The following is a 16,724-nucleotide window of genomic DNA, read 5'->3' as shown; positions in this document are numbered from 1 at the left end:
GAGTTCTACGCGGCGCTGTTCGGCTGGGAGTTCCGCCCCGGTCCCCAGCAGCTCGGCCCTTACGTGCGGGCCCTGCTCGACGGCCGCGAGGTGGCCGGCATCGGGCAGTTGCCGCCCGACCGGCATCTCCCCATCGCCTGGACGCCGTATCTCGCCTCCGACGACGCGCACCGGACGGCGGAGACGGCGCGGCTGTGCGGCGGCACGATCGGCGTGGGTCCGCTGGACGCCGGTGAGGCCGGGCGGCTGGCGATCGGGTCGGATCCCACGGGTGCCGTCTTCGGGATCTGGCAGGCGGCGCGGCACCGCGGCACGGCCGTCTCGGGGGTGCCCGGCACGCCCGCCTGGAACGAGCTGCTGACCTTCGAGTCCGCGACCGTGGCCAAGTTCTACGAGACCGTCTTCGGCTACGAGGAGGAGCCGGTGGTCTCCGCCGACTTCGACTACGTGACCCTCTCCGTCGAGGGCAGGGCGGTCGCCGGCATCCACGGTGTGGGCCACGCCCTGCCGCGCGACCGGGGGCCGCACTGGGTGACGCACTTCGAGGTCGCGGACATCGACGAGGCCCTCGTCCGCCTGACCGAGCTGGGCGGGCACGTCCTGAAACCGGCCGAGGACGGCGAACGCGGCCGGGTCGCGACGGTGACCGACCCCGAGGGCGCCCGCTTCTGCCTGCTCCAGCCCGCCTGAGCGAGGGCACGGCCGGGGCCGCGCGGGTGTCAGGTGGTCTGCGGCACCGGCAGGACGTCCGGGGACAGGGCCGCCGCGCGGGCCGTCGCCGCGGTCATCCGCCGGCGGTGGTGGCGGCGGCACAGCACCTCGTAGCCGACGGCCTCCGCCTGGTTGACGTCGCCGACGACCACCTGGGCGCCCTCGACGACCATCTCGCCGCCGACGGTGCGGGCGTTGTGGGTGGCGCGGGCACCGCACCAGCACAGGGCCTCCACCTGGAGCACCTCGACCCGGTCGGCCAGTTCCACCAGCCGCTGCGAGCCGGGGAAGAGCTTGGTGCGGAAGTCGGTGGTGATGCCGAAGGCGTAGACGTCGAGCCCCAGGTCGTCGACCACGCGCGCGAGTTGGTCGATCTGCTCCGGGGCCAGGAACTGCGCCTCGTCGGCGATCACGTAGTCCGCGCGGCCACCGTGCGAGAGGTGGTCGACGAGGTACCCGTAGAGGTCCATGCCGTCCTCGACCTCGACCGCGTCGGTGACCAGGCCGAGCCGGGAGGACAGTTTGCCCTCGCCCGCGCGGTCGTCGCGGGTGAAGATCATGCCCTGAAGTCCGCGCGCGGAGCGGTTGTGCTCGATCTGGAGAGCCAGGGTCGACTTCCCGCAGTCCATGGTTCCGGAGAAGAAGACCAGCTCGGGCATGGGAGGTTGAGCACCTTTCGGCGAAATCGTCATGGTGTGCGGTCGGCGGGCCTCAGGCCCGTACTTCGAGCAGCGGGACCAGCTGCTCGGCGGGGGTCAGCGAGCCGTGGTTGCCGACCATGGCCGACTCGTTGGGCTCCCGCTCGGAGGCGATGAGCAGCACGTCGTCCCGCGCGGCCGCGACGACGTCGCCGATGCGCGCGTACACCCGCTCGTCGACCCGCGGCCCGAACCAGCCGGCGGCGATCGCCTCGTCCCGCGAGGCCACCCAGAACTGCTCGCCGAGCACTTCCCGCCAGCAGGTCAGGACGTCGTTCGCGGCGCCCGGCACGGCGTAGACGTGCCGGGCCCGGCCCTCGCCGCCCAGCAGGGCGACCCCGGCGCGCAGCTCCCAGTCCTCGTCGAAGTCGATGCGGTGCTCTTCGTCGAACGGCACATCCACCATGCCGTGGTCGGCGGTGACGTAGAGCGCGCTGCGCGGGGGCAGCTGCTCGGCCAGGCGCTGGACCAGGCGGTCGACGTACATCAGCTGGCCGCGCCAGGTGTCGGAGTCGACACCGAAGCGGTGGCCGGCGCCGTCGACCTCGGCGTAGTACGTGTAGACCAGGCTGCGGTCCGCGGCGGCGAGCTGCTGCGCCGCGAGGTCCATGCGGTCCTCACCGGACAGCCGCCCGTGGAAGGTGCCGCCGCTGAGCGCGACCTTGGTCAGCGGGGTGTTCGCGAAGGCCGGGGAGGACACCTGGGCGGCGTGCACCCCCGCGCGGTCGGCCAGCTCGAAGACGGTGGGGTACGGCTGCCAGGCACTCGGCTCGGTCCACGGCTGCCAGCGCAGCTGGTTCATCAGCGCGCCGGTGGCCGGATCGCGCACGGTGTAGCCGGGCAGGCCGTGGGCGCCCGGCGGCAGGCCGGTGCCCACGGAGGCGAGGGAGGTGGCCGTGGTCGCCGGGTAGCCGGTGGTCAGCGGGCGGCCGGTGCCGCCGCGCGAGGCGGCGAGGAGCGAGGTCAGGAACGGTGCCTCGGCCGGGTGCGCCTTCAGCTGCTCCCAGCCGAGACCGTCGATCAGGAACACGCAGTTGCGGTCGGCGGGGGTCAGCTCCGGGATGGCGGCCGTGACACCGGGCACGCCCATGCCCGCGGCGAGCGTGGGCAGCAGATCGGCGAGCGATCCCGTGCCGTACTCGGGCAGGGGGGCGGAGTCGACGGCGAGGGGTTCCGGATGGGAGTCCCAGGCGGTGGGCGGCTGCACCATCAGCGGGTCGGGTCCGCGGTCGCCTCGGAGATGGCCTGCGCGAAGGCGAGCGCCTGGCGCACCGTCTCGGGGCCGTCGCCGGCCTCGCTGACGCGCAGGCTGAGGTCGTCGGCCGTCGCGCTGCCGGTGTAGCCGTGGTCGGCCTCGCAGTTGGGGTCGCCGCAGGCGGCGGGCTCCAGGTCGATCCGGGAGACGGCGCCCCAGCCGATGGTGAGCACGACCTCGCGCGGGAGGCTGCCCGGCGTGTACGACTCCGGGTTGGCGACCACGCGGCTGACCACCACCGACGAGATCCGGCCGAGCTTCACGGACTCCGTGGAGGTGGTGGCGTACGGCGTCGGCGAGGTGTTGTCGGCGGCCTGCTCGTCGGTGTGGCTGACGATGAAACGGGTGCCGGTGAGGACCAGCACGGTCACATGCCGGCGGACCTCGTTCTGGTCGAACGTCGTCTCCTGGTGGACCAGGTACGACCGGATGGGCTCGCCGCCCACGGCGGCCTCCACCGCCTCGGCCACGAGGGCCGGGTAGTAGCCGCTGCGCTCGATCGCCGCACGCAGCCCCTGGGTCGTCGTACTGGTCTTGGCCATGCCGTCCATCCTACGGGGGCGCACTGACTGCGAGGCACCGCTCGGAAGCCCCGGGCCGGGTTCGGATCCGTCCCGGGAGGCTCTCAGTAGGCGGGGAGCGTGCGCGGGCCCAGGTCATCGCGGGCGGGAGGCGGGGCCAGCCGCACCGAGGCGCCGAGCACGCTCAGGCCCTCGGTGGCGACGACGACCGGCTCCAGCGTGACGGCGACCACTTCGGGGTGGTCGTCGACCAGCCGGGAGACCCGCAGCAGCAGCTCCTCCAGGGCGGGGGTGTCGACCGGTGCCGAGCCGCGCCAGCCGAACAGCAGCGGTGCCGTCCGGATCGACCGGACCAGAGAGGTCGCCTCCCGGTCGGTGACCGGGATCAGCCGGTGCGCCATGTCGCCGAGCAGCTGCGAGGCGGCCCCGGCGAGCCCGAAGGAGAGCACCGCTCCGGCGGCGGGATCGATCACCGCGCGGACGACGGTGTCCACCCCGCGCGGTGCCATGCCCTGCACCACCGGGCGCAGCTCCTCCGGCGTGCCGAACAGGCCGGCCAGTTCGGCGTAGGCGCGGCGCAGTTGCTCCTCGTCCGCGAGGTCGAGGCGGACGCCGCCGAGGTCCGCGCGGTGCCGCAGGTGCGGGGCGGTGGCCTTGAGGGCGACCGGGTAGCCGAGGGCGCGGGCGGCGGCGACGGCCTCCTCGGGGGTGGGGGCGGGCAGGGCGCGGCGCACCCGGATGCCGTACCGGCCCAGCAGCTCGCAGGTCTCCTCGGTACCGAGGGTGAGGCCCTGGCCGCGCGAGAGGAGACCGCCGATCAGCCGGGCGGCGCCCTTCTCGTCGATGTCCTCGTACTCCGGCACCTTGCCGGGGTCGGCGGACTCGCGCCGCCACTGCGCGTACTTCACGGCCTCGGCGAGGGCGCGGACGGCGCGTTCGGCGGCGGGGTAGGCGGGGATGAGGCGGGTGCCCTCGGCCGGCTCGGCCACGGGGACCCGTTCCGGGCGGGCGTCGGGCGCCGTCGCGTCCGCCGTCGCGGCCCGTGCGCGCGGGGCGGTGCTCATGGCGGCCGACAGGGCCTCGGCGAGTCCGCCCAGCTCCACGTGCACGACCAGGACCGGCTTGGACGGCGCCCGCTCGGCCGCGGACCGCAGCGCCTCGGCCAGCGCCGCGTCTCCGGCGGACTCCTCCCCGATCGCGGGTATCGCCGTGACCACCACCGCGTCGCAGGTGTCGTCGGCCAGCGCGCGGGACAGGGCCGCGCGGAAGTCCTCCGGCGTCGCGGCGGTCGTCAGGTCCAGGGGCGGCGCGGGCCTGAGGCCCTCGGAGAGGCAGGCGTCGTAGGTCAGCACGCCCAGGGACTCGGAGTTCCCGAGGATCGCCACGCGCGGTCCGGGGGGAAGGGGCTGACGGGCGAGCAGCAGGCCCGTGTCCACCAGTTCCGTGATGGTGTCCACGCGGATCACGCCGGCCTGGCGGAGCAGCGCGGAGACCGTGGCGTGCGGCAGCCGCGTGGCGCGGACCGCGTGGCCCTGCGGGCCGGAGCCGGCGCCCTGGACCACCACCAGGGGCTTGGCGGCCGCCGTCCGGCGGGCGAGGCGGGTGAACTTGCGGGGGTTGCCGATGGACTCCAGGTACATCAGGACGACGTCGGTGTCCGGGTCGTCGTACCAGTACTGGAGGACGTCGTTGCCCGAGACGTCCGCGCGGTTGCCGGAGGAGACGAAGGTGGAGACACCGGTGACCCCCGTGACGCCGCCGCCGCGCCGGTGCAGCCGGGACAGCAGGGCGATGCCGATCGCGCCGGACTGGGCGAACAGGCCGATCCGTCCGGGGCGGGGCGGCTCGGGGGCGAGGGAGGCGTTGAGGCGTACCTCCGGGGAGTTGTTGATGATCCCGAAGGCGTTGGGCCCGATGATCCGCATGCCGTACGCGCGCGCGAGGCGCACCAGGGCCCGCTGGCGCTCGCGTCCCTCGGGGCCGCTCTCGGCGTATCCGGCGGAGATGACGACCAGCCCCTGGACGCCGTGCTCGCCGCACTCGGTGACGGCCTCGGGCACGTGCTCGGCGGGCACGGCGACGACCGCGAGGTCCACGGGGCCGTCGATGTCCCGCACGGACCGGTACGCCGGGACCCCGTCCAGCTCCTTCCGCCCGTCGGGCAGGGCGCGGTTGACCGCGTACAGCCGCCCGGTGAAGCCGGCGTCCCGGATGTTGCCGAGCAGACCGCGGCCCACTCCGCCGGGGGTGCGGCCGGCGCCGACGACGGCGACCGAGCCGGGGGCGAGCAGTCGCTGCACGGAACGCGCCTCGGCGCGCTGCTCGCGCGCGTACTGCACGGCCAGGGAGCGGTCGGTGGGTTCGAGGTCCAGCTCCAGGCGGACGACGCCGTCCTCGAAACTGCGCTTCTGGGTGTACCCGGCGTCCGTGAACACCTTGATCATCTTGGTGTTGGCGGGCAGCACCTCGGCGGCGAAGCGGCGGATGCCGCGCTCGCGGGCGACGGCGGCGATGTGTTCCAGCAGGGCGGAGGCGACACCGCGGCCCTGGTGGGCGTCCTGCACCAGGAAGGCGACCTCGGCCTCGTCGGCGGGGCCGGAAGCGGGCAGTCCGTTCTTGCCGATGCGGTCGTAGCGTACGGTGGCGATGAACTCGCCGCCGATCGTGGCCGCGAGTCCCACCCGGTCCACAAAGTCGTGGTGCGTGAAGCGGTGGACGTCCTTCGCGGACAGACGCGGGTAGGGCGCGAAGAAGCGGTAGTACTTCGACTCGTCCGAAACCTGCTCGTAGAAGCTGACCAGGCGCTCGGCGTCATCGACGGTGATGGGGCGGACGCGCGCGGTGCCGCCGTCGCGCAGCACCACGTCGGCTTCCCAGTGGGCGGGGTACTCGTGCCGGTCCGACGAGGTCTGCATGGGCCCCAGAGTACGGCTCGCGTCCGACAACGGCGCGGGGCAGTCTGTGAGGACGGAACACCGGACCGAGGCCGCGGTCCGGCGACACCCGGTGGAGGGGACGCACGTCCGCTCCGGGCATGCTTCACGATGTGGGAAACTGGTCTAGACAACCTGAACACTGAAGGGCAGCATCACATGGCTGAGCGCCGCGTCAACGTCGGCTGGGCCGAGGGTCTCCACGCCCGCCCCGCCTCCATCTTCGTCCGAGCCGCCACGGCCGCAGGCGTCCCGGTGACGATCGCCAAGGCCGGCGGCACCCCCGTCAACGCGGCCTCCATGCTGGCCGTCCTCGGCCTGGGCGCCCAGGGCGGCGAGGAGATCGTCCTCGCCTCCGACGCCGAGGGCGCGGACGCCGCGCTCGACCGCCTGGCCAAGCTGGTCGCCGAGGGTCTCGAGGAGCTCCCCGAGACCGTCTGACGCTCGCGCGGCAGTCACGCCGGGACCGCGTCGCCCTTCCGGGGCGGCGCGGTTCCGCTTTTCCCGGGGAACCGCCGCCGCGGCAATGCCCGATGTATTTCCGGACAGGCGCACATCGCACGGGCGACGATTACCGGCGCACGGGAAAATGGGCAGGGAAATACCCGGCCGCCGAAATACCTGCTCTTTGTATACGGCTCCCGTGTTAATGCCGCAGGCCCGACATGTTTACGGGATGTTGCGAGTTCCTCACACGCTCCGGGCGGTCCCCGCCCGAGCCGAACCGCAGGCGGTGGGCGGCCGTCGCGCGCTCGGTGTGCACCGCGGTGATCGCCCGCGCGCGTTCGCCGTCGCCGCGCGCCACGGCGTCCACGATCGCCCCGTGCTCCGCCCAGGACTCCACCGGGCCGGCCGGCGCCTCCACCGTGTACATCCAGGCGATCTTGTGCCGCAGCTGGGTCAGCGTCGAGGTCAGCGCGGGGCTGCCGCAGGCCTGGGCCAGCGTCTCGTGGAACCAGCCGCCCAGGGAGCGCAGATCGTCGCTGTGGCCGCGGCGGGCGCGCTCCTGGCCGAGCCGGACCAGGCCGCGCAGCACCTTCAGATGCGCCTCCGTGCGCCGCTGGGCCGCGCGGGAGGCACCCAGCGGCTCCAGCAGCAGGCGCATCTCCAGCAGGTCGGAGGCCTCCTGCTCGGTGGGTTCCGCGACGCACGCGCCCGCGTGCCGCCGGGTCACCACGAAGCCCTCCGCCTCCAGCGTGCGCAGGGCCTCCCGGACGGGGACGCGTGAGACGCCGTAGCGGCGGGCGAGCAGTTCCTCGGTGAGCCGGCTGCCGCGCTCGTGGACACCCGCGACGATGTCGTCCCGGATCGCCGTGCATACCGAGTGCGCCGGAATACGCATGACCGACCTCCGCCTTAATCCCCGTGAAACGTCGACGATTGACGTGTGTTCAGCGACTCTATGACAATGAGCCGGAATTTCCGACGGCGGGCCGGAATCCATGGATATTTTTTGGACAAGAGGGCGGCCGAAATACCGAAAGCCCCGGCGCGGGGCCGGGGCTTCGGGAAGTGCGTGGAGGTACGAGGGGGTGCGTCAGATGCTGACGCCGTGCGCGCGCAGGTAGGCGACCGGGTCGATGTCCGAGCCGTACTCGGCGCCCGTGCGGGCCTCGAAGTGCAGGTGCGGGCCGGTGACGTTGCCGGTCGCGCCGGACAGGCCGATCTGCTGGCCCGGCGTCACCGTCTGGCCGACGAACACGCCGATGGAGGACAGGTGCCCGTACTGGGTGTACGTGCCGTCGTGCATCCGGATGACCACCTGGTTGCCGTACGCCCCGCCCCAGCCGGCCTCGACGACCGTGCCGGCGCCGACCGAGTGCACCGAGGTGCCGCTGGCGGCGTGGAAGTCGACGCCGGTGTGGCTGCCGGAGGACCACAGGGAGCTGCCGGCCTGGTAGCCGGTGGAGACGTAGGAGCCGCTGATCGGCAGCACGAAGGTGTTGAGGCGCTTGCGCTCGGCCTCCCGGGCCGCCCGCTCCTCGGCCTCGCGGGCCTTGCGGGCCTCCTCCTGGGCGCGCTTCATGGCGGCCGCCTCGGCCCTCTTGACGGCGGCGGCGTGCTCGGCGGCCTGCTGCTGCGCGGCGGCCTGCGCGTCGATCTGGTCGGCGACCTCGTCGCCGATGGTCAGGACGGGAGTCAGACCGGTCTGCTCGGCGGGGGACTCGACGGCGGCGAGCGCCGGGCCCGCCAGGGTGCCGATGACGCCGGTGGTGGTGAGCGCCGCGACGCCCGCCGCGCGGGCGGTGGAACGCTGCATCCGGCCGGGACGACGGTGCTTCCCGGTGGCGCGGGTGAACGCCATGAAGTGGCTGGTCCTTTCCTTCCCTCTCGCCTACCGGGTTAGCTGACGGGTTCGGAGCAGGAAGGTCTCCTACGGACCCCCTCGCGCACGGCGCGGGCGTCCGATTCACCCCAGGGACTTCATGGTTGGGTCCCCGGCTCCCCTGGCTCGCGCCGTACGGGGACTCGGCGATGACTGTCCGGTGCCGCGGGTGCGGCGCACTGCCTGACGAACAGCCCGGACGACGCTAAACGGGACGGCTTTCAAAGCCCAAACGAATGCGGGGTTTTGTAGCGCATCCCACAGGTCAGACAGGCAACCTCTGCCCCAATTCGGACACCAAGGGGCCCTGGTGACACTTCGGTCACCAGGGCCCCCCGCGCGGGTGTGCCCGGGCGGCTGCGCGGGTGCGCCCGCGCGGCTGCCCTACTCGGCCGAGACGACGGTGACTTCCCCGATGCCCAGGGCCGCCACGGGCTCCTCGATCTGCGCCGCGTCACCGACGAGGACGGTCACCAGACGGTCCACCGGGAAGGCGCTGACGACCGCCGCGGTGGCCTCGACCGTGCCGGTGGCGGCCAGCTGCCGGTACAGCGTCGCCTGGTAGTCGTCGGGCAGGTGCTGCTCGACCTGGTCGGCCAGGGTGCTCGCCACGGCCGCCGCCGTCTCGTACTTGAGCGGCGCCACACCCACCAGGTTCTGCACGGCGACGTCCCGCTCGGCGTCGGTCAGGCCCTCCGCGGCGAGCGTGCGCAGCACCGTCCACAGGTCCTTCAACGCGGGCCCGGTGTTCGGGGTGTCCACCGAGCCGCTGATGGCGAGCATCGAGGCACCCGTGCCGTCCGGGGCGGACCGCAGGACCTGCCCGAAGGAACGCACGCCGTAGGTGTAGCCCTTCTCCTCGCGCAGCACCCGGTCCAGGCGGGAGGTGAGGGTGCCGCCGAGGCAGTACGTGCCGAGCACCTGAGCGGGCCAGACGCGGTCGTGCCGGTCCGGGCCGACGCGGCCGATGAGCAGCTGCGTCTGGACGGCGCCGGGACGGTCGACGATGACGACGCGCCCCGTGTCGTCGGCGGTCACCGGCGGCACCGGCCGCGGCTGTCCCGGGGAGCCGGCCCAGGCGCCGAGGGTCTCGCCGAGCAGGGCGTCCAGGTCGACGCCGGTGAGATCGCCGACCACCACGGCGGTGGCGGTGGCCGGGCGGACGTGCCGCTCGTAGAAGGCGCGGACGGCCGCCGAGTCGATCTTCGCGACCGTCTCCTCGGTGCCCTGGCGCGGGCGCGACATGCGCGACGTCGCCGGGAACAGCTCCTTGGACAGCTCCTTGGCGGCCCGCCGGGCGGGGTTGGCCAGCTCGTGCGGGATCTCGTCCAGGCGGTTGCGGACCAGCCGCTCGACCTCGCCGTCGGCGAACGCGGGCGCCCGCAGCGCGTCCGCGAGCAGGCCGAGGCCCTTCTCCAGCCGGGACGCCGGGACCTCCAGGCTCAACCGTACGCCCGGGTGGTCGGCGTGCGCGTCGAGGGTGGCGCCGCAGCGCTCCAGCTCGGCGGCGTACTCCTCGGCGGAGTGCTTGTCTGTGCCCTCGGAGAAGGCGCGCGCCATGATCGTGGCGACACCGTCCAGGCCGGCGGGCTCGGCCTCCAGCGGGGCGTCGAGGAGCACCTCGACGGCGACGACCTTCTGACCCGGGCGGTGGCAGCGCAGGACGGTGAGGCCGTTGTCGAGGGCGCCGCGCGCGGGTGCCGGGAACGCCCACGGCCTGGCCTCGCCCGGCTGCGGCCGGGGGTGGAACTCCATGCTGGTCAGCTCGGTCACTTGGCCGCCTCCTCGTTGTCGTCGGCGGCTTCCACGGTCGCCGCGGATTCCGGGTCCTCGGTGCCCTCCACCTGCTCGGGCTGCTCGGGGGCGAGCGGCTCGTAGACGAGCACCGCGCGGTTGTCGGGCCGCAGGCGGGCCTTGGCGACCTCCTGGACCTCCTCCGGTGTCACCTCCAGCACCCGCTTGACGGCCGTGAGGGCGAGCTGCGGGTCACCGAACAGCACGGCGTACCGGCACAGTTCGTCGGCGCGGCCCGCGACCGTGCCCAGCCGGTCCAGCCACTCGCGCTCCAGCTGGGCCTGGGCGCGCTCCATCTCCTCGGCGGTGGGTCCCTCCTCGGCGAACCGGGCCAGCTCCTCGTCGATGGCGGTCTCGATGACCGGCACCTCGACGTCGCCGGAGGTCTTCACGTCCAGCCAGCCGAGCGAGGGCGCGCCGGCCAGCCGCAGCAGGCCGAAGCCGGCCGCGACCGCCGTGCGGTCCCGGCGGACCAGCCGGTTGTACAGGCGGGAGGACTCGCCGCCGCCCAGGATGGTCAGCGCCAGGTCCGCCGCGTCACACGCGCGCGTGCCGTCGTGCGGGAGCCGGTAGGCGGCCATCAGGGCGCGCGCCGGGACCTCCTCCTCGACGACCTCGCGCAGCTGCTCGCCGATGATGTCGGGCAGCGAGCCGTCGCGCGGGGCGGGCTTGCCGTCGTGGGAGGGGATCGAGCCGAAGTACTTCTCGATCCACGCGAGGGTCTGCTCCGGGTCGATGTCGCCGACGACCGAGAGCACCGCGTTGTTGGGCGCGTAGTAGGTGCGGAAGAACTCCCGCGCGTCCTCAAGGGTCGCCGCGTCCAGGTCGGCCATCGAGCCGATCGGCGTGTGGTGGTAGGGGTGGCCCTCCGGGTAGGCGAGGGCGGTCAGCTTCTCGAAGGCGGTGCCGTAGGGGACGTTGTCGTAGCGCTGGCGGCGCTCGTTCTTGACGACGTCGCGCTGGTTCTCCATGGACTCGTCGTCCAGGGCGGCCAGCAGGGAGCCCATGCGGTCGGCCTCCAGCCAGAGGGCGAGCTCCAGCTGGTGGGCGGGCATGGTCTCGAAGTAGTTGGTCCGCTCGAAGCTGGTGGTGCCGTTGAGGGAACCGCCGGCGCCCTGCACCAGCTCGAAGTGGCCGTTGCCCTTGACCTGGGCGGAGCCCTGGAACATCAAGTGCTCGAAAAGGTGAGCCAGGCCGGTACGCCCCTTGACCTCGTGCCGGGAGCCGACGTCGTACCAGAGGCACACCGCCGCGACCGGGGTCAGGTGGTCCTCGGAGAGCACCACGCGCAGGCCGTTGGCCAGGCGGTGCTCGGTCGCTGTCAGGCCGCCGGAGCCTGCCTCGGCTGTGGCCGTGTGACCCATGGGCATGTACGTCCCTTCGATCGCGGATGCGGTGGCTGAGACCGCTTGATTCCTGCCGGTCCTGCCACTGTATGCAAGCGTGCGGACCGGCTGCGAAGTTCCCGCCAGCGCGTACGCCGAGAGCGAGAACGGGATTGCCCGCCGCGAGGGCGTAGCCTGCGGGCAGCGGGGCCGGGCGGCGACAGGCGTAGCCTGCGCGCAGCGGGGGGCCGGGCGGCGACGCCGGGTCCCGCTCCGCGTTGTCAGTGCCGCGGTCCACAATGGTCCGCGTCAGATCCGTCAATCGCTTCAGCAAGGAGCCAGGCAGCGATGGCCCGCCGCAGCACGAAGACCCCGCCGCCCGACGACTCGTTCGAGGAGCGCATCCTCGACATCGACGTCGTCGACGAGATGCAGGGCTCCTTCCTCGAGTACGCGTACTCGGTCATCTACTCCCGCGCGCTGCCGGACGCCCGCGACGGCCTGAAGCCGGTGCACCGCCGCATCGTCTACCAGATGAACGAGATGGGCCTGCGCCCCGAGCGCGGCTATGTGAAGTGCGCCCGCGTGGTCGGCGAGGTCATGGGCAAGCTGCACCCGCACGGCGACGCCTCGATCTACGACGCCCTGGTGCGCATGGCCCAGCCCTTCTCCATGCGGGTGCCGCTGGTCGACGGCCACGGCAACTTCGGCTCGCTGGGCAATGACGACCCGCCCGCCGCCATGCGGTACACCGAGTGCCGGATGGCCGCGGCCTCGGGCCTGATGACCGAGTCCATCGACGAGGACACGGTCGACTTCGCCCCGAACTACGACGGCCAGGAGCAGGAGCCGGTCGCCCTGCCCGCCGCCTTCCCGAACCTGCTGGTGAACGGCGCCTCGGGCATCGCGGTCGGCATGGCCACCAACATGCCGCCGCACAACCTGGGCGAGGTCATCGCGGCCGCCCGCCACCTCATCCGGCACCCGAACGCCGATCTCGACGCCCTGATGCGGCACGTCCCGGGCCCCGACCTGCCCACCGGCGGCCGGATCGTCGGCCTGTCCGGCATCCGCGACGCGTACGAGACGGGCCGCGGCACCTTCAAGATGCGCGCGACGGTCTCCGTCGAGAACGTCACGGCCCGCCGCAAGGGGCTGGTCGTCACCGAGCTGCCCTTCACGGTCGGCCCGGAGAAGGTCATCGCCAAGATCAAGGACCTGGTCGGCTCCAAGAAGCTCCAGGGCATCGCCGACGTCAAGGACCTCACCGACCGCGAGCACGGACTGCGCCTGGTCATCGAGATCAAGAACGGCTTCGTCCCGGAGGCGGTCCTGGAGCAGCTGTACAAGCTGACGCCGATGGAGGAGTCCTTCGGCATCAACAACGTCGCCCTGGTCGACGGCCAGCCGCTGACGCTGGGCCTGAAGGAGCTGCTGGAGGTCTACCTCGACCACCGCTTCGAGGTCGTCCGGCGCCGCTCCGAGTACCGCCGCAGCAAGCGGCGCGACCGGCTCCACCTGGTCGAGGGCCTGCTCACCGCACTGGTCGACATCGACGAGGTCATCCGGCTGATCCGCTCCAGCGAGAACAGCGCGCAGGCCAAGGAGCGCCTGATGGAGCGCTTCTCGCTGAGCGAGGTGCAGACCCAGTACATCCTCGACACCCCGCTGCGCCGGCTCACCAAGTACGACCGGATCGAGCTGGAGGCGGAGAAGGACAGGCTCAACACCGAGATCGAGGAGCTGACCCGGATCCTGGAGTCGGACGCGGAGCTGCGCAAGCTGGTCTCCTCGGAACTGGCCGCGGTCGCCAAGAAGTTCGGCACCGAGCGGCGTACGGTGCTGCTGGAGTCCGCGGGCGCCACGGCCGCCACCGTGCCGCTCCAGGTGGCGGACGACCCGTGCCGGGTGCTGCTGTCCTCGACGGGCCTGCTGGCCCGCACGGCCAACGCCGAGCCGTTCGCGGAGGACGAGGGCGGCAAGCGCGCCAAGCACGACGTGATCGTCTCGGCGGTGCCGGCCACGGCCCGCGGCGAGGTGGGCGCGGTGACGTCGGCCGGCCGGCTGCTGCGGATCAACGTCGTCGACCTGCCGCAGCTGCCGGAGACGGCGGCGGCGCCCACCCTCTCGGGAGGCGCGCCGCTGGCGGAGTTCGTGTCCCTGGAGGTCGACGAGACGGTGGTCTGCCTGACCACGCTCGACGAGTCCTCGCCCGGTCTGGCGCTGGGCACGGAACAGGGTGTCGTCAAGCGGGTGGTCCCGGACTATCCGGCCAACAAGGAGGAGCTGGAGGTGATCACCCTCAAGGAGGGTGACCGGATCGTCGGCGCGGTGGAGCTGCGCACCGGCGAGGAGGACCTGGTCTTCATCACCGACGACGCCCAGCTGCTGCGCTTCCAGGCCTCCCAGGTCCGCCCGCAGGGCCGTCCCGCGGGCGGTATGACGGGCATCAAGCTCGCCGACGGGGCCAAGGTCATCTCGTTCACGGCGGTGGACCCGGCGGCGGACGCGGTCGTCTTCACCGTCGCCGGCTCGCGCGGCACGCTGGACGACTCGGTCCAGACGACCGCCAAGGTGACCCCGTTCGACCAGTTCCCGCGCAAGGGCCGCGCCACCGGCGGGGTGCGCTGCCAGCGGTTCCTGAAGGGCGAGGACTGCCTGTCCTTCGCCTGGGCGGGTGCGACGCCGGCCCGGGCCGCGCAGAAGAACGGCTCGCCGACCGAGCTGCCCGAGATCGACCCGCGCCGCGACGGATCGGGCGTGTCGCTGCCGAAGCCGGTGGCGGCGGTGGCCGGGCCGGTGTAGGTCCCGGCCCGGCTTCAGTGGTCGCCGGAGTCCGGGTCGAGCGGCTCGGGGTCGAGCGGCTCGAGAACGAGCGATTCGGACGCGAGCGGTTCGGCGTCTGTGTCCGGCCCGGGGTCCGGCTCGTCCCGGTCCTCCGGGTCCTGGACGTAGCGCAGGACGCCCCACATGCCGTGCTCGTCGGCGGTGTGCGGGGCGTCGCTCCTGCACGCCTCCAGTTCCTTGCCGAGGAGCCGGGCGTCGATGCCGGAGCCGATCAGCACGAGCTGGGTGAGCCGTCCGGCGCCGGGCGCCCAGGGCTCCGGGTAGAACCGCAGGAACCGCCCGACGGCGTGGACGGCGTAGCGGTTGCGGGAGTCGTGGGCGCCGAAGTCGACATAGCCCTTGATCCGGTACAGCCCCTCCGGCCGGCTGTCGAGGAACCGCATCAGCCGCCGGGGGTCGAGCGGGACGTCGGAGACGAAGGACAGGCTGTCGTAGCCGGTGTGCAGGTGCCCGGCGTGGCCCCGCGCCTCGTCCTCCTGGCCCTCGTGTGCGCCGTCGTACGCCTCCTGGTGCAGGTCGTCGAAGGACAGCTGCCCGACGCGCTCCTCGCTCGGCCGGCAGTCGAACAGGAACTCGGGGTCGATCCGGCCGTAGGTCGCGGGAACGACGGCGGCCCGGTCGGTGAGGGAGCGGACCTGACCGAGGACGCGTTCGGCGTCCGGGGCCCGGTCCAGCTTGTTGACCACCACGAGGTCGGCGAGGGCGAGGTGCCGGTCGATCTCGGGGTGCTTCGCGCGCGTGCCGTCGAACTCGGCGGCGTCCACGACCTCGACGAGCCCGCCGTAGACCACGCGCGGGTTCTCGCTCGCCAGCACCATACGGACCAGTTCCTGCGGCTCGGCGAGCCCGCTGGCCTCGATCACGATGACGTCGATGCCGGCCTCGGGCCGGGCGAGCCGGTCGAGGTAGAGGTCCAGCTCACCGGCGTCGACCGCGCAGCACAGGCATCCGTTGCCGAGGGAGACGGTGGAGTCGCCGAGCGCGCCGGCCACCGCCATGGCGTCGATCTCGATGGCGCCGAAGTCGTTCACCACGGCACCGATCCGGCTGCCTCCGCTGCGGTGCAGCAGGTGGTTGAGGAGGGTCGTCTTGCCGGAGCCCAGGAATCCGGCGAGGACGACGACCGGGATCTGGTGCGGCCTCGGGCTCTGCCCCAACGTATGACCTCTCTCCGACCGGGAACTGACTGCGACGCCCAGGATACGAGCCGTCGGCAGGGCCTTACCGGACGCCCATACCCTCCCGGAGTAGGACAACACCGCGACCGGAGGCATCTGATGACCAAGTCAGGTTAGGCTCACCTCTGTGAGTACGTGTGCGACCGTCTCCCGGAGCCTCGACGAGCCCATTTCCGGAACCGCGGCCACCGCCAGGACCTGGCTCCTGGTGGAACAGCCCGGCCCGTGGGGCGCCAGGGCGCTCACCTCGAGCCACCTGGATCCCGCGCTGGGCCGTGCCCTGGAAGCCGCCGCGAAGGGCACGGGCGTACGCATCGCGCTCATCCGCCGCCCCGGCCGCCACGCGGACTGCCGTACGCCCGCCGTCCGCCGGATCTACGCCGCCCACACCGTGCCCGGCAGCACCTGGCTGCGCACCGCCACGGCCGACGACCCCCGCCGGCTGCTCGACCTGGACTTCGCCGCCCTGGGGCGGGGCGACCACCGCGCCTTCGACACCGTCCTCCAGGGCCGCCCCCACACCGGTGACCCCCTCGCCCTGGTGTGCACCAACGGCAAACGCGACCGCTGCTGCGCCCTGCTGGGCCGCCCCCTCGCCGCCGAACTGGCCGCGTCCGGTGTGGAGGGCGTCTGGGAGGTCACCCATCTCGGCGGTCACCGCTTCTCGCCGACGCTGCTCGTCCTGCCGTACGGCTACGCCTACGGCCGGGCCGAGGCCCACGGCGTCAAGGAGGTCCTGCACGCCGTCCAGGAGGGCCGGATCGTCGTCGACGGGTGCCGGGGCAGCTCCGCCTGGGAGCGGCCCGGCCAGGCGGCCGAGCTGGCGGTTCGGCGGGCGGTGCGGGAGTACGCGGCGGACGCGCTGAGCGTGGTACGGACCGAGAACGCCGTACGGACGGCCGGTGCGGCTCCGCGCTGGGAGGTGACCGTCGCCCATGCCGACGGCCGCTGCTGGCGCGTCCTGGTGGCCCAGGGGGCGTCGGAGCCGCCGCGGCCGGAGAGCTGCGGCACCTCGGTCCTGGGCGCCCCCGCGCGGATGGACGTCGTCGCGGTCCGCGAACTGACACCGGCGGCCCTCGCGGGCTGACCCGCCCCCTCCGCGCGGACGAGAAGAACGCCTCCGCGCGGGAAGCCGG

13 protein-coding genes and 1 riboswitch are annotated in these 16,724 nt (G+C 73.1%); of the genes, 4 read left to right on the top strand and 9 right to left on the bottom strand.

From position 1 onward, the window contains the following. On the top strand, positions 1-690 hold a 690-nt coding region (locus VE614_RS14225; protein WP_324936437.1), incomplete at its 5' end, for a VOC family protein. A gap of 29 nt (positions 691-719) precedes the next feature. Here VE614_RS14225 and VE614_RS14220 read toward each other — a convergent pair. The 4 genes from VE614_RS14220 to VE614_RS14205 all read right to left on the bottom strand — a co-directional run bounded on the left by VE614_RS14220 (position 720) and on the right by VE614_RS14205 (position 6,100). Then, positions 720-1,370, bottom strand: a complete 651-nt coding sequence (locus VE614_RS14220; RefSeq protein WP_324936435.1) for a thymidine kinase — start codon at positions 1,368-1,370, stop codon at positions 720-722. A 52-nt stretch (positions 1,371-1,422) separates the two neighbouring features. After that, a complete protein-coding gene (locus VE614_RS14215; RefSeq protein ID WP_324936433.1) occupies positions 1,423-2,619 on the bottom strand; it encodes an alkaline phosphatase family protein in 1,197 nt (398 codons plus the stop codon). Continuing rightward, entirely contained in the window at positions 2,619-3,215 is a 597-nt protein-coding gene (locus VE614_RS14210) for a DUF5998 family protein (RefSeq protein ID WP_324936446.1), read from the bottom strand. The genes VE614_RS14215 and VE614_RS14210 overlap by 1 nt, the downstream gene beginning before the upstream one ends. Positions 3,216-3,289: 74 nt before the next feature. Next, positions 3,290-6,100: a GNAT family N-acetyltransferase gene (locus tag VE614_RS14205; RefSeq protein WP_324936431.1), complete on the bottom strand. Its 2,811-nt coding sequence runs from the start codon at positions 6,098-6,100 to the stop codon at positions 3,290-3,292. A gap of 177 nt (positions 6,101-6,277) precedes the next feature. Between VE614_RS14205 and VE614_RS14200 the strand changes: the two genes are divergently transcribed. Then, positions 6,278-6,559, top strand: coding sequence for an HPr family phosphocarrier protein (locus VE614_RS14200; RefSeq protein WP_006136411.1), 282 nt, complete (start codon positions 6,278-6,280; stop codon positions 6,557-6,559). A gap of 205 nt (positions 6,560-6,764) precedes the next feature. Here the strand turns inward: VE614_RS14200 and VE614_RS14195 are convergent, their stop codons facing one another. The 4 genes from VE614_RS14195 to VE614_RS14180 form a co-directional block, all read right to left on the bottom strand. Continuing rightward, positions 6,765-7,460 (bottom strand): GntR family transcriptional regulator, encoded by a 696-nt coding sequence (locus VE614_RS14195; protein ID WP_324936428.1) that lies wholly within the window; start codon positions 7,458-7,460, stop codon positions 6,765-6,767. Positions 7,461-7,655: 195 nt separating this feature from the next. Continuing rightward, positions 7,656-8,423, bottom strand: a complete 768-nt coding sequence (locus VE614_RS14190) for a M23 family metallopeptidase (RefSeq protein WP_324936426.1) — start codon at positions 8,421-8,423, stop codon at positions 7,656-7,658. Positions 8,424-8,435: 12 nt separating this feature from the next. Next, a riboswitch (cyclic di-AMP (ydaO/yuaA leader) is annotated at positions 8,436-8,603 on the bottom strand. Between the two features lie 225 nt (positions 8,604-8,828). Then, a complete protein-coding gene (locus VE614_RS14185) occupies positions 8,829-10,217 on the bottom strand; it encodes a pitrilysin family protein (RefSeq protein WP_324936424.1) in 1,389 nt (462 codons plus the stop codon). Next, positions 10,214-11,608 (bottom strand): pitrilysin family protein, encoded by a 1,395-nt coding sequence (locus VE614_RS14180; protein WP_324936422.1) that lies wholly within the window; start codon positions 11,606-11,608, stop codon positions 10,214-10,216. The genes VE614_RS14185 and VE614_RS14180 overlap by 4 nt, the downstream gene beginning before the upstream one ends. A 303-nt stretch (positions 11,609-11,911) precedes the next feature. Here VE614_RS14180 and VE614_RS14175 point away from each other — a divergent pair, with 303 nt between their 5' ends. Further along, positions 11,912-14,368 carry a DNA topoisomerase IV subunit A gene (locus VE614_RS14175; RefSeq protein ID WP_324936419.1) on the top strand — a complete coding sequence of 819 codons (2,457 nt, stop codon included), beginning with the start codon at positions 11,912-11,914 and terminating at the stop codon, positions 14,366-14,368. Positions 14,369-14,382: 14 nt separating this feature from the next. On the opposite strand, the gene VE614_RS14170 is transcribed toward VE614_RS14175, so the two are convergent. Continuing rightward, positions 14,383-15,567, bottom strand: a complete 1,185-nt coding sequence (locus tag VE614_RS14170; RefSeq protein WP_324936417.1) for a CobW family GTP-binding protein — start codon at positions 15,565-15,567, stop codon at positions 14,383-14,385. Between the two features lie 148 nt (positions 15,568-15,715). On the opposite strand from VE614_RS14170, the gene VE614_RS14165 reads away from it, so the two are divergent. Then, positions 15,716-16,675 (top strand): sucrase ferredoxin, encoded by a 960-nt coding sequence (locus VE614_RS14165; RefSeq protein WP_324936415.1) that lies wholly within the window; start codon positions 15,716-15,718, stop codon positions 16,673-16,675. Positions 16,676-16,724 lie beyond the last annotated feature (49 nt).

The organism is Streptomyces sp. (assembly GCF_035645055.1).
Taxonomy (GTDB): Bacteria; Actinomycetota; Actinomycetes; order Streptomycetales; family Streptomycetaceae; genus Streptomyces.
This window is presented reverse-complemented; position numbering and strand designations above follow the sequence as displayed.